The following is a 12,705-nucleotide window of genomic DNA, read 5'->3' as shown; positions in this document are numbered from 1 at the left end:
GCTTAGTTCGCAACCTTCTCGAAGTGATGAAAGAAGCTTTCCACATGGCTGAGGGCCAGCCCATGCAGGGTGGGTGGGTTCCAGCGCGGGGCTTTGTCCTTGTCGATGATCAGCGCGCGCACGCCCTCGATCAGGTCGCCACGTTCGAACCATTGGCGGTCCAGGTGTAACTCCAGGGCAAAACACTGCTCCAAAGGCAGGCGGCGGCCACGGCGTAGCATTTGAAGGGTAACAGCCATGGCCAGGGGAGAGCGGGTCTGCATCAGGTTGGCGGTGCTCAGCGCCCATTCGTGGCTGTCAGCCACGGTGACCTGCTGCAGTTGCTCGACAATGCTCGGTACATCCGGCAGCGCGAAGAAGTGGTCGATGGCGGGGCGCAAGGCCGCGAGGGGCGCATCGGGCAGTTGTTGCACGGCCAGTTTGGCGAGCACACCCTGCAGGTCCTTGAGCGGCGAGTCGTGCCATTGCAGGCGGTCAAGCTTCTGGTCCAGGTCGGTGAGCTTGTTGCTTTCGAGGTACCAATCCGCCAAACCGCAGTAGAGGGCGTCGGCTGCGCGGATCTGCACCCCGGTGACGCCCAGGTAAATCCCCAGTTCACCCGGAATACGCGGCAGGAAGTAGCTGCCGCCCACGTCGGGGAAGTAGCCGATGGCCACTTCCGGCATCGCCAGGCGGCTGCGCTCTGTGACCACGCGCAAGTCGGCGCCTTGCACCAGGCCCATGCCCCCACCCAGGACAAACCCGTCCATGAGTGCCAGTACCGGTTTGCGGTAATGGTGGATGGCCAGGTCCAGTGCGTATTCCTCGACGAAAAAGTCCTGATGTAGCGTGTCGCCGTTCTTGAAACTGTCGTACAGCGAACGGATATCGCCGCCGGCGCAGAAGGCTTTTTCGCCGGCCCCGCGCAGGACCACGGCGTACACCTGCGGGTCATCGGCCCAGGCCTGCAGTTGGGACGTCAGGCTGCGCACCATGTTCAAGGTAATAGCGTTCAAGCCGGCGGGGCGATTAAGCGTGAGGTGGCCGATGTGGTTACGGACCTCGGCGAGGACTTCGTCCTGAAGTGTTTCTGCGTGGCTTGCCTCGGATGAAACCTGAGCAGTCATCGATAACTCCCTGCTTTTATTGTTCTTTATCAAGATGTTCGCGGACGAACCATCTCGCGATCGTACCAGTGCAAATTTGCCCAGTACAACCGTGAATCATGCAGGTTGTTTTTGCATTTATGCAGGGAGTGGAGGATGGCCTCAAGGCACCCGGCTGGCCAGGACTTCACCGATGCTGCGGCGTCGCGCGTGGGTTTCTGCGGCGTGGATCAATTGTTCCAGCGCCGTGGGCTCCACATCGTAGAACTGCTCCATTTCGGCCAGCGCCAGCTTCAAATCGGCGGCGGTGATGGCGGGGTCTTGAGCGGCATCAGGGTTATTCAAGGTAAGCGTTGGTGCTTCAGCGGCGCCTTTGGGATACCGCGTGCGAGTGGCGTTGTTGTAAGCCAGCGCACAGGTCAGCAGCGCGCCAGCCCCAAGCAATACCGCGCCCAACTCATACCAACCGAGGGCGGCAGAAGCAGGGTCGGCCAACACCAGCGTCATGGCCAGGCCACCAGCCGGTGGATGCAGGCAGCGCAGCCAGCACATCAGCACGACGGTCATACCCGCGGCCAGACAGGCGCCGCCCAGGGAAGGGCCAAGCACACGGGCGACGAGCAAAGCCACCACCCCCGCGCACAGATAGCTGCCGATGATAGACCAGGGTTGCGCCAGAGCGCCCGATGACACGGCGAACAACAACACGGCCGAAGCGCCCAGTGGACCGAGCAGGTGCAGTGCGACGTCCATGCCAAACACCTGTGAGCACAGCCAGACACTGAACAGCGTGCCCAGGGCCATGCCGATGGCGGCACGGCTCCATTCGGTCGGGCGGGTGTTGATAGCAGCGGGGAACCAGCGAGCGAGCATTGAAAGGGGATCCATAAACAGCGGGCAAAAAAAAGGCTTGTCTGGTTGCCCGGAAAAGCCCTTTGAAAGTTCCAACATTTGGGGGAAGGAACGCCTGCAGTGTGCCGCGCCCGAGAACAGCGCGCCAATGCATATTAATGAGGTTTGAGTGCAAAAAAAATGAAGTTGAGCGATCAGGGTTGTGGGCTTTTTTCCAAGTGCAGCAGCACATAAGGGTTGCGATCAAACTCGCCGGCCAGGGTCGGGGTGATGGAACGCAAGCGTGGGTCGGTCAAGCTTTCATAGTCCGACTGGCTCATCACCAGCCACGCAGGCCCCTGGAGGGGCTTGAGGTCGCCCGCATGCTGGGTGAACAACGGCACCTGGTCGCAATTGAGGTTGACCATATACTTGATGGCCTTGGCGTCTTTGCCCAAGCCGTGCAACACCACCGGCGCCTTTTGCTGCATCACTTGCTCATGCACTTGCAGGGTAAAAGTACGGGTGTCGTAGACGCTGCGCTCCAGCGGCTCGACCACCATGATGTAGGTGGCCCATACCGCCAGTACCGCGGCAAAAGCCGGCCCAACCGTACGCAGTTGCGTCTTGACCAGCGCCAGCAGTGCCAGGAGTTGCAGCCCCCCGAGCACAGCGAACACCCAGCCCAGATGGCTCAATTGCTCCGGATAGCGCGGCCGTGCGAACAGCAAACCGGCGATCAACAGTGTCGGCAACAAAGTCCAGATGCCCAGCATCAACCCACGCAGCCCGGCAAACAGCCGACCGTGCGCCACTTGGAACGGATACGCCGCAATGATCGCCGCCATGGGCAGCATCGGCAGTATATAGCGCGCCTTTTTGGCTTGAGGGATCGACAGGCCCAGCATCACCAGCAAACCTGCGGCGGCGCAGTACCACACCAGCTGCAACGCCGGCCCCGGCGCCCGGCGCCCGCTGATCAGCATCGCCAGCAGCACCAGCACGGCCATCGGATACGCCAGGGCATAGTTGCCCAGGGAACTGGTGAAGTAATACAGCACGCCGCTGGAACCTTCGCTGCCGTCCATGCGCCCGAGGAACTGCATGCGGATCACGTCCTGCATGAAGGTCTCGCCACCGCTCAGCTTGGCCATCAACAACAGCAAGCCGACACAGGCCACCAGTAACGCCAGCGCGAGCAAGCCGAAGCTGAACAGTTGCCGCCATTGACGGTTGATCAGGTAATAGCTGCACAACACGCCAGTGGGAATGACCAGGCCGATCGGCCCACGCACGGCAAAGCCGACGATCAGTAGCAGGTACAGCCAATGCAGGCGTTTTCCGGCGCCGAAGTGGTCATGGGCATACCCCAGATAGAACACCGCCAGGGCGATCGCGGCCAACATCTGGTCGAGAGACACCGCGCGGGTTTCGCTGATGAAGGTGCTGCTCAGCAACAGAATTGCAATGCTCAGTAGGCCCCAACGTTGCGAGTAGGGCGCCGTCAGGCGATACACCAGCATGACGATTACCGCCGAGGCCATCGCCGTGGGCAACCAGGCCGTGAGGCTAGTGACCTGGCCGAACGGCAAGGACAACAGCCACGTCAGCAGTGTTGAAGTCGCCAGGTAATCCGCATAAGGCTGACCGTAGGTGGTCGGGAAGAACCCGGGCCCATGGCGCAGCATCTCCTGGGCGAACAGCACGAAGCGGGAATCGAAACCGATAATCGCCTGATTCCAGTTGCCGGCGATGAACAGCAACAACGCCAGCAATCCCAAACCGAGGGATTGGTGGCGGATCGTTGGGCTTAACAGGGGCGGTTGAGCTTTGTTCACGTCTCAGGCTTCCACAACCTGCGGCAACCATTGTTGCTGCGGAATCGGCAATTGGCAGGAGTCGCCACGGCCAATCGGGTAGTACTGGAAGCCTTTGCGCGCCAGGCGCTCGCCGTCGTAGAGGTTGCGGCCGTCGAAGATCACCGGGGTTTTCAGGCGTTGGTGGATCAAGTCGAAGTCCGGCGCCTTGAACTGCTGCCATTCGGTGCAAACGATCAGCGCATCGGCGCCGCCCAGGGTGGATTCCGGGGTGCCCATCAGCATCAGGCGTGGATCATCGCCGTAGATACGCTGGGTTTCCTGCATGGCTTCGGGGTCGAACGCGCGCACGTTGGCGCCGGCCGCCCACAAGGCTTCCATCAGTACGCGGCTCGGCGCATCGCGCATGTCGTCGGTGTTCGGCTTGAACGCCAGGCCCCACAGGGCAAAGGTCTTGCCGCGCAGGTCGCCCTTGAAGAACGCGTTGATGCGCTCGAACAGCTTGCTCTTCTGGCGCTGGTTGATGGCTTCCACCGCTTCCAGCAGGTCGCTGGAGCAGTTGGCTTGCTTGGCGCTGTGGATCAGGGCGCGCATGTCCTTGGGGAAGCACGAACCGCCATAACCGCAGCCGGGGTAGATAAAGTGGTAGCCGATGCGCGAGTCGGCGCCGATGCCAAGACGCACGGCTTCGATGTCCGCGCCCAGGTGTTCGGCCAGCTCGGCGATCTGGTTGATGAAGCTGATCTTGGTCGCCAGCATGCAGTTGGCGGCGTACTTGGTCAGCTCGGCGCTGCGCAGGTCCATGAAGATGATGCGGTCATGGTTGCGGTTGAACGGGGCGTACAGGTCGCGCATGACGTCGCGTACTTCTTCGCGCTCACAGCCGATGATGATGCGGTCGGGGCGGCGGCAGTCGGCCACGGCCGAGCCTTCCTTGAGGAATTCCGGGTTGGAGACGATATCGAACTCCAGATGCCGGCCAGCCAGGTGAAGGGCTTTTTCGATATGCGCGCGCAGGGTATCGCCAGTGCCCACGGGCACAGTGGATTTTTCCACCAGGATCACCGGCTCCTTGCGATGACGGGCCACGGCATCACCTACCGACAGCACGTACTTCAGATCCGCCGAGCCGTCCTCATCCGAAGGCGTGCCCACGGCGATAAACAGCACTTCGCCGTGCTCGACCGCGAGCTTCTCGTCATAGGTAAAGTGCAGTCGCCCGCTTTCCAGGTTTTCCTTGACCATCGCCGCCAGCCCCGGCTCAAAGATCGTCACATGGCCTTTCTGCAACGACTCGACCTTGTTTTTGTCAACGTCCATGCAGATGACATCGTGACCGACTTCGGCCAACACGGTGGCCTGCACCAGACCGACGTAACCACTACCAAATACACTGATTTTCATGGGGTATTCCTGGGACTTGTAGCGCAAGCACGACGAGAGTTGATAACCAGTACACCGAGGATGACCAAGGCCACCCCCAGGGTTTTTGAAACGGAAAAATCTTCGTTGAACACCGGCAGGCTGGCCGCCAGCAGGTACACCAGCGCGTAGCTGATGCTCAACAGTGAGTAGGCACGGCCCAGCGGCAGGTGCTTGAGCGCACCCAACCAGCAGAGCATCGACAGCGCGTAGGCCAGGATCGCCAGGCTGACTACGGCGAGGGCGCCGAGGTCGATTTGGGCAGTGAACCAATCACTGGGCAGCGGCAAGCGCGTCATGCTCCAGCGCATGCCCAACTGGGCAGCACTGACCAGGCCGACACTGCCCAAGGCCAGGGCAAACCCTTGAACCCGGCTCATACGTGGCGCCCCAGCAGCACGACACCACCAATCACCAGCGCCACGCCCAGCCAATGACGGCTGTCGATGGGCTCATGAAAGACAAACCGTGCCACCAGCGTGACCAGCACAAAGTTCAGGCTGAGCATGGGGTAGGCAATGCCCACTTCCAGGCGCTGCAACACCAGCAGCCACACCAGCAGGCCCAGACCCAGGCACATCAGCGCCGACCACAACCACGGCGAACGCAGTTTCAGCGCCCAGCCGTCGGGCAGGTCGCGCCAGCTTTCCACGGCAAATTTCTGCGACACCTGGCCCATGCAGGTCAGCAGGCAGGCAGCCAATAACAGCAGCAGGGTGATCAAGGCGTCACCTGCGGGAAGATCAGGATCACGATATTGCCTTGCTCATAGCGCTGGCCGTCATTGGGCAGCAGCGCCACTTCTGCGATTTCATCGTCACCTTTGACACGCATGACCACGCCGACCGGGCCTTTTTTACGCGCCTCGCTCATCCACTGTTGGACTTGGGTGGTGTCAATCTTGTGATGCGTGGCATCCGGGTAGGCCAGGCCGTATTTGACTTCGCCAACGGTGTTGTAGAGCGTCACGTCCGGGCGTGCCAGGCGCCACGACAGCGCCGACGCCGCGCCAAGGTCATTACTTAACAGGGCCGTGGCCGGTTGCAGTTCCTGCAGGTGATCGATGATGAATTGGTCGGGCGTCTTGTTGTAGATCACCGAGTGCGGCAGTGCGGCTGGCAACAAGGCAACCATCAGCCAACTGCCGAATACCGGCGCGGCCCACAGACGTAAAGGTCGCGCGGCCTGCAGCAGGTTGACCAGGATCCAAGCGAACAGGAAGGTGAACACCAGCACCAGGCTGAGGGTTTCCTGGCCGTGCTCGTATACCGGCTTCTTCAGTTGCACCCAGGTCAGCGCCAGCAAGGCCACCACGCCGATTATCAGGTTCAGCCAACCGTTGATCCGCAGTGCACGGCTATGGCCACGGGCCAGTTTGTCGGCGAGGGTGTTGCCCATCAACAGGGCCAATGGCAGCAGGCACGGCACAATGTAGGAGGGCAACTTGCCCTTGGCCAGGCTGAAGAACGCCAGGGGCATCAGCAGCCACAGCAACACAAAGCCGATTTTTGCACTGTGCTTGTCCTGCCATGCCTGTTTGAGCGTGGACGGCAACAACGCCACCCACGGCAGGCAGAACGCAACCAGCAGCGGCAGGTAATACCAGAACGGCTCCGCGTGCTGGGCATCGTCGCCGGCAAAGCGCTGGATATGCTCATGCCAGAAGAAGAAGTTCCAGTAGTCGGGCTCTTGCAGGTGCACGGCCAGCGCCCACGGCAGGCTGATGACAATCGCCACCACCACCGCCACCAGGCCATAACCCAGTAATTCACGGAAACGCTTTTGCCAGATCGCATAGGGCAGGGCGATCAACACGGGGAGTAACCAGGCGAGGAAACCCTTGGTCATAAAGCCCATGCCGCAGGCAAATCCTAACAGGGCCCAGGCGCCGAGTCGCCCATTGCGGGTGGTGCTGTCGAAGCAAAACCACAAGGCCACGCCGGTCAGATTCACCCAGAAGGTGAACTGCGGATCGAGGTTGGCATAACCGCCCAGGGCCGCCACGCTGACAAAACTCATGTACAGCACGGTGCTGATCAGGCTCTTCTGAGGGTCATTCCACAGCCGACGTGACACCAGGAACACCAGCAGGATGCTCAACCCGGTGCTCAAGGCCGACGCAAAACGCACGCCGAACAGGTTCTGCCCGAAGATCGCCTGGCCCAGCGCGATCATCCAGTAGCCCGCTGCCGGTTTCTCGAAGTAGCGAATGCCCATGAAATGCGGCGACGCCCACTTGCCGGTCAGCAGCATTTCCTGACTGATCTGTGCATAACGGGTTTCGTCCGGAATCCACAGGCCGTGGGTTGCCAGTGGCAGCAGGTAAAACACGCCAAACGCCAACAGGAGCAGGGGCAGGGCCCAACGGCGGATCATGCCTGTTGCACTCCGAGCCAACCCTCGCGGCCGGGCAAGGCGCCGCGCACCAACTGTTGCTGGGGCAGGGTGGTCAGGTCCGCGGGCAGCAAATCGCCCAGCGGTTTGAAATCGATGCCGCGCTGCCCTGCCTGGGCGAGCAACTGGCGGAAATCATTGGCCATCAGAATCCCTTCTACTTCTGCGTGGATCGTATAGACGTTGAGCTTCGACGCGGCAAAGCGGTCGAGGATGAACGTATTGAAGTCTTTGGCAGCCACCACCGGCCCGACGACTTCGTCGAAGGTCGGCAGGTCCACCGGAATTTGTGGGGTGCCCGCGCTGCCATCGGCCAAGGTCGGACGAAACAGGCTGGTGCCCCGGCAATCACTGTTGTAGCGGAAATTGAAGCCTTGCTTGGCTTGCACCACGCGCTCGTCGGCACGCCAACCGGCAGCAGCCGAACAGTCGATGCGCTCGCCGAGAATGTCATTCAGGGTGTCGACGCCACGGCGGATCTGTTCGACCAGCTGTGCCTCGCTCCAGCGGCCGGTGTTGGCCTGCCAGCCGTGGTGGTCCCACGCGTGCAGGCCCACCTCATGCCCGGCGGCCTTGGCCTGGCGCATCAAATGCCCCAGGTCACGGCCGATCGGCTTGCCCGGCCAGGCGGTGCCGGCCAGCAAGATATCCAGGCCATACAGCCCGACGGCGTTGGAACGCAGCATCTTCCACAGGAACTGCGGGCGGATGAGACGCCACAAGTGACGCCCCATGTTGTCCGGCCCGACACTGAAGAAGAACGTCGCTTTCACCCCCGCTTCATCCAGGGATTCGAGCAACCGTGGCACACCTTCACGAGTGCCACGGTAGGTGTCGACGTCGATTCGCAAGCCTGCCTGCATTACTTTTTGTCCGCTATTTCGAGCATGGCTTCACGCAGGAAGAAATCCAGCGTGTTGCCAATGGTTTCGCTCATCTCCACGGTCGGCTCCCAGTTCAGCAGGCGCTTGGCGTTTTCGATGCTTGGCTTGCGGTGGGCCACGTCCTGGTAACCGGTGCCGTAGAACGCCTTGCTTTCTACATCACGGAAACCAGCGAACGGCGGGAAGTTGCCACGCAGCGGGTGCGCTTCGAATTGACGCAGCAGCTCTTCACCCAGTTGACGGATGCTGGCTTCGTTTTCCGGGTTGCCGATGTTGATGATCTGGCCGTTGCACGCGTCATTGTCGTTATCAATGATGCGCGCCAGGGCTTCGATGCCGTCGGCGATGTCGGTGAAGCAACGCTTCTGCTCGCCACCGTCGAACAGACGGATCGGCGTGCCTTCCACCAGGTTGAGGATCAACTGGGTGATCGCACGGGAACTGCCGATACGCGCCGAGTCCAGGCGGTCGAGGCGCGGGCCCATCCAGTTGAACGGACGGAACAGCGTGAAGTTCAGGCCTTTGGCGCCGTAGGCCCAGATCACGCGGTCCAGCAGTTGCTTGGAAACCGAGTAGATCCAGCGCTGCTTGTTGACCGGGCCGACCACCAGGTTGGAGGTGTCTTCGTCGAAGTACTGGTCCTGGCACATGCCATAGACTTCGGAGGTCGACGGGAAGATCACGCGCTTGTTGTACTTGACGCAGTAGCGCACCAGCTTGAGGTTTTCTTCGAAGTCCAGCTCGAACACGCGTAGCGGGTTACGGGTGTATTCGATCGGGGTGGCAATGGCCACCAGCGGCAGGACCACGTCGCACTTCTTGATGTGGTACTCGATCCACTCGGTGTGGATGCTGATGTCGCCTTCCACGTAATGGAAGTTCGGGTGGCTGCGCAGGCGCTCGATGGCATCGGAGCCGATGTCCAGGCCATAGACTTCGTAGCGGTCGTCACGCAGCAGGCGCTCGGACAGGTGGTTACCGATAAAACCGTTCACACCCAGGATCAGTACGCGGGTACGACGCGGCTTGCGGCCGGACTCGGCGCCGCGCAGCACGGAACCGTCGACCAGGCCCAATTCGTTGGCCAGGGACGGGCCCGCCAGGTACAGGCCGTTGTCGTTGCGCTGACCGAACTTGACCACCAGGGAGTCTTCACCGCAGGCAATGCGCAGCGGGTTGACGCTGATCACACGGCCCGGCGCCAGGCCTTCGTTGCCCTTGACCACTTCGGCTTGCCACACGATCAGCTTGTGCTCGCCCACGGCGCAGAAGGCACCCGGGTACGGTTGTGTGACGGCGCGGACCAGGTTGAACAGTTCTTCAGCCGGTTTTTTCCACTCCAGCTTGCCATCGGCGGCCGTGCGGCGACCGAAGTAAGTGGCCTGGCTTTCGTCCTGGGCGGTTTCAGCCAGTTTGCCTTGGGCCAGTTGCGGCAGGGCATCGCGCAGCAGGTTGCTGGCGGCGTCGCGCAGTTTGGCGTGCAGGGTCAGGCCGGTGTCGTTGCGCTCGATGATGACTTTCTGCTGGGCCAGGATCGCGCCGGCATCGGCACGCTTGACCATGCGGTGCAGGGTCACGCCGGTTTCGGTTTCGCCGTTGACCAGCACCCAGTTGGCCGGGGCGCGGCCACGGTATTTGGGCAGCAGCGAGCCGTGCAGGTTGAACGCGCCTTTGCGGGCGGTGGCCAACAGGGGCTCGCTCAGCAGGTTGCGGTAGTAGAACGAGAAAATGTAGTCCGGGTTCAGCTTGGCGATGCGCTCGATCCACAGCGGGTGGTTGGCGTCTTCCGGCGCATGCACCAGGATACCGTTACGTGCACACAGTTGGGCAACGGAACCGTAGAAGTTGTTTTCCTTCGGGTCGTCGGCATGGGTGAACACAGCGGCAATTTCGTAACCGGTGTTGAGCAGCGCTTCAATGCCTGCACAACCAATGTCGTGGTACGCGAATACAACAGCTTTTGAACTCATGATTGGACCTGATCAGCAGAAGAAGTAGAGGTATGGGAAGACACCAGGCCGTCAACGACGACCACGGGAGCCGGTGCTGCCGGTTGGTTGCGCAGCACTTTTTCGATAAAGAAGCGTGGGCGGGCGCGCACATCGCTGTACATGCGGCCCAGGTATTCACCCAAGAGGCCCATGCCGATGAACTGGCCGCCAGTGAACACAAACAGCACCGCGAACAGCACGAACAAGCCGTCGCCGGCCCAGTCGGCACCAAAGGCCAGGCGCATGACGATCAACGCCAGGGCAAACAGAATGCCCAGCGCCGCCAGGCTGAAGCCGACGATGGAGAGCAGGCGCAGCGGGGTGGTGGTCATGCACGTCAGCAGGTCGAACATCAGGCTGATCAGGCGCATGGCGCTGTATTTGGATTCGCCGTGTTCACGCTCGGCATGGTGCACCAGGATCTCGGTGGTATGGCGGGCAAAGCCGTTGGCCAGGATCGGAATAAAGGTGCTGCGCTCGCGGCAGGCCAGCATTGCGTCGACGATGGTGCGGCGATAGGCACGCAGCATGCAGCCGTAATCGGTCATGGCCACGCCGGTGGAGCGCTGCACGGCCAGGTTGATCAGGCGCGAAGGCCAGCGACGGAAGGCCGAGTCCTGGCGATTGTTGCGCACGGTGGCGACCACGTCGTAGCCGAGGGCGGCTTGTTCCACCAGGCGCGGGATTTCTTCGGGCGGGTTCTGCAGGTCGGCGTCGAGGGTGATCACCACTTCGCCCCGGCACTGCTCAAAACCGGCCATGATCGCCGCGTGCTGGCCATAGTTGCGGTTGAGGATCACCGCGACCACGTTGCTGCCGTCTTCAGCGGCGGCGTCTTCCAGCAGTTGGGCCGAATTGTCGCGACTACCGTCATCCACCAGGATGATTTCGTATTCGTAGGCCAGTTGCTTGCAGGCTGCAGTGGTGCGACGCAGCAATTCAGGCAGGCTCTCTTGTTCGTTGTAGACCGGGATAACGATCGACACGCAATGAATAGGGTAGGGTTTCAAAGATTCATGACCTCGGGGTTAGAGCAACTTGGCGCGTGAAAACAGCAGCAATCATTAGGCGAAAGTCCAGGCCGCAGGCTAAAAAACGGTACCAAAGGTGAAGCGTAATCAAGAGGTTAGACGATATAGCGCGGTTTGCTATGAAGTGCTGTGTTCAAGATTAAGCGTAAAAATGTGGAACAGATATGAAAGGCAGATGAAAAACTCGTTTATTTGACAGGTAGACAGCTAGGGTTCAGCTAAGCAACTAACGCTTAGTTGGCGGCCAAATAGGAGCTGTTCGTCGTGCGCTTGGTTCAACATGAACGTGCGCCCTCGGCCTTCGAATTTAGTGAAGAATCTTCTCTGCAATGCGCCCCAAGTGCCGGTAAAGTAAGCCGTCTCTTGCCAGGGTGATCGGATGAATAGCGTGCAGCTTTTACGTGGCCAGTTGCGGCCAGTGTTGATGGGTTTGTTGATGAGCGTGGCGTGTGTCACCACCGTGCAAGCCGACGACGGGGTCGCGCTCACAAGCATCGACCAGGTACCAGACGGTGTCGAAGTGCGTGGCAAGCAGATCGCCGCTTACACCTGGGACGACAAGCAAGGCAAGAACCTGCTGGTGCTCGCCGAGCAAGTCAGCGAACGTGACGACGACGGCACTCAATCGGCGTTTGTGTACGCGGCCCAATACCTGATCGACGGCAACCGCCCCAAGCGCGTGTGGATGCTCTACGACGATGTGCAGCATTGCGAATTCGACGCCTCGCTGCGCTTCGACCGGGCTGCGACCAAGGTCACCGACCTGACCGGCGACGGCATCACCCAGGCCACCGTGGGCTATTCGCGCACCTGCACCAGTGATGTCAGCCCCAATGAATTCAAGCTGATCATGCATGTCGGCAAGTCGCAGAAGTACCGTCTGCGCGGCGTCGACCGGGTCGGTGCGGCCTGGTGGGACGAGGAGGCCGGCGCCTTGCGCGGCATGCCGTTGCCCAAGGATTGCAGCGTGGCCGGGCAGCAGGCGTTGGTCAGCCAGTACAAGGAGCAGGGCACCGAGCTGCCGTTGCCCGGTTGCTACGGCGACGAGAAGGACTTTGCCAAGGCCCCCGAGGCCTACCTGACGTTCATGCGCCAGCATTGGTTCGCGCTGATGCAGAAGCAGGACAGCGACTGGAGCCAGGCCCAGGTCCAGCCGCAGGACGCTACCGAAGATGACGACACCGCCCCGTGATTTTGTGCCAGGGCCGGTCCTGGGTTAGACTCGGCCTTCGCCAATTCACTAAATACCT

Annotated in this window: 11 protein-coding genes; 1 reads left to right on the top strand and 10 read right to left on the bottom strand. The window is 61.1% G+C overall.

Translation table 11 applies throughout. The annotated features are described in order from the left end of the window. Window positions 1–2 precede the first annotated feature (2 nt). The 10 genes from HX793_RS10110 to arnC form a co-directional block, all read right to left on the bottom strand. On the bottom strand, window positions 3–1,106 hold the full coding sequence (locus HX793_RS10110) for an enoyl-CoA hydratase/isomerase family protein (RefSeq protein WP_177096004.1): 1,104 nt from the start codon (window positions 1,104–1,106) through the stop codon (window positions 3–5). 141 nt (window positions 1,107–1,247) lie between these two features. Beyond that, window positions 1,248–1,958: an HPP family protein gene (locus HX793_RS10105; RefSeq protein WP_025999613.1), complete on the bottom strand. Its 711-nt coding sequence runs from the start codon at window positions 1,956–1,958 to the stop codon at window positions 1,248–1,250. 173 nt (window positions 1,959–2,131) lie between these two features. Beyond that, window positions 2,132–3,754, bottom strand: coding sequence for an ArnT family glycosyltransferase (locus HX793_RS10100; RefSeq protein ID WP_177049598.1), 1,623 nt, complete (start codon window positions 3,752–3,754; stop codon window positions 2,132–2,134). A 3-nt stretch (window positions 3,755–3,757) separates the two neighbouring features. Continuing rightward, complete coding sequence (locus HX793_RS10095) at window positions 3,758–5,137, bottom strand: UDP-glucose dehydrogenase family protein (RefSeq protein ID WP_177049596.1); 1,380 nt, start codon at window positions 5,135–5,137, stop codon at window positions 3,758–3,760. After that, window positions 5,134–5,535, bottom strand: coding sequence for a 4-amino-4-deoxy-L-arabinose-phosphoundecaprenol flippase subunit ArnF (gene arnF, locus HX793_RS10090; protein WP_177061580.1), 402 nt, complete (start codon window positions 5,533–5,535; stop codon window positions 5,134–5,136). The genes HX793_RS10095 and arnF overlap by 4 nt, the downstream gene beginning before the upstream one ends. Continuing rightward, the gene (gene arnE, locus HX793_RS10085) at window positions 5,532–5,879 is read right to left on the bottom strand and encodes a 4-amino-4-deoxy-L-arabinose-phosphoundecaprenol flippase subunit ArnE (protein ID WP_016974730.1); all 348 of its coding nucleotides are present in this window, start codon (window positions 5,877–5,879) and stop codon (window positions 5,532–5,534) included. The genes arnF and arnE overlap by 4 nt, the downstream gene beginning before the upstream one ends. Next, the gene (gene arnT, locus HX793_RS10080; protein WP_177096002.1) at window positions 5,876–7,531 is read right to left on the bottom strand and encodes a lipid IV(A) 4-amino-4-deoxy-L-arabinosyltransferase; all 1,656 of its coding nucleotides are present in this window, start codon (window positions 7,529–7,531) and stop codon (window positions 5,876–5,878) included. The genes arnE and arnT overlap by 4 nt, the downstream gene beginning before the upstream one ends. Then, complete coding sequence (arnD, locus tag HX793_RS10075; protein ID WP_095016285.1) at window positions 7,528–8,412, bottom strand: 4-deoxy-4-formamido-L-arabinose-phosphoundecaprenol deformylase; 885 nt, start codon at window positions 8,410–8,412, stop codon at window positions 7,528–7,530. Before arnD ends, arnT begins: the two co-directional genes overlap by 4 nt. Beyond that, a complete protein-coding gene (gene arnA, locus HX793_RS10070; protein ID WP_177096000.1) occupies window positions 8,412–10,403 on the bottom strand; it encodes a bifunctional UDP-4-amino-4-deoxy-L-arabinose formyltransferase/UDP-glucuronic acid oxidase ArnA in 1,992 nt (663 codons plus the stop codon). The genes arnD and arnA overlap by 1 nt, the downstream gene beginning before the upstream one ends. After that, window positions 10,400–11,434 carry an undecaprenyl-phosphate 4-deoxy-4-formamido-L-arabinose transferase gene (gene arnC / locus HX793_RS10065; RefSeq protein WP_028616167.1) on the bottom strand — a complete coding sequence of 345 codons (1,035 nt, stop codon included), beginning with the start codon at window positions 11,432–11,434 and terminating at the stop codon, window positions 10,400–10,402. Before arnC ends, arnA begins: the two co-directional genes overlap by 4 nt. Before the next feature lie 400 nt (window positions 11,435–11,834). Here arnC and HX793_RS10060 point away from each other — a divergent pair, with 400 nt between their 5' ends. Beyond that, the gene (locus HX793_RS10060; RefSeq protein ID WP_016975661.1) at window positions 11,835–12,647 is read left to right on the top strand and encodes a M949_RS01915 family surface polysaccharide biosynthesis protein; all 813 of its coding nucleotides are present in this window, start codon (window positions 11,835–11,837) and stop codon (window positions 12,645–12,647) included. Window positions 12,648–12,705: the final 58 nt, after the last annotated feature.

Origin of the sequence: Pseudomonas reactans, from assembly GCF_013387025.1 — a bacterium.
Classification (GTDB): Bacteria; Pseudomonadota; Gammaproteobacteria; order Pseudomonadales; family Pseudomonadaceae; genus Aquipseudomonas; species Aquipseudomonas reactans.
The sequence above is the reverse complement of the archived record's forward strand: the minus strand, read 5'-3'. Positions and strand labels throughout refer to the sequence as shown.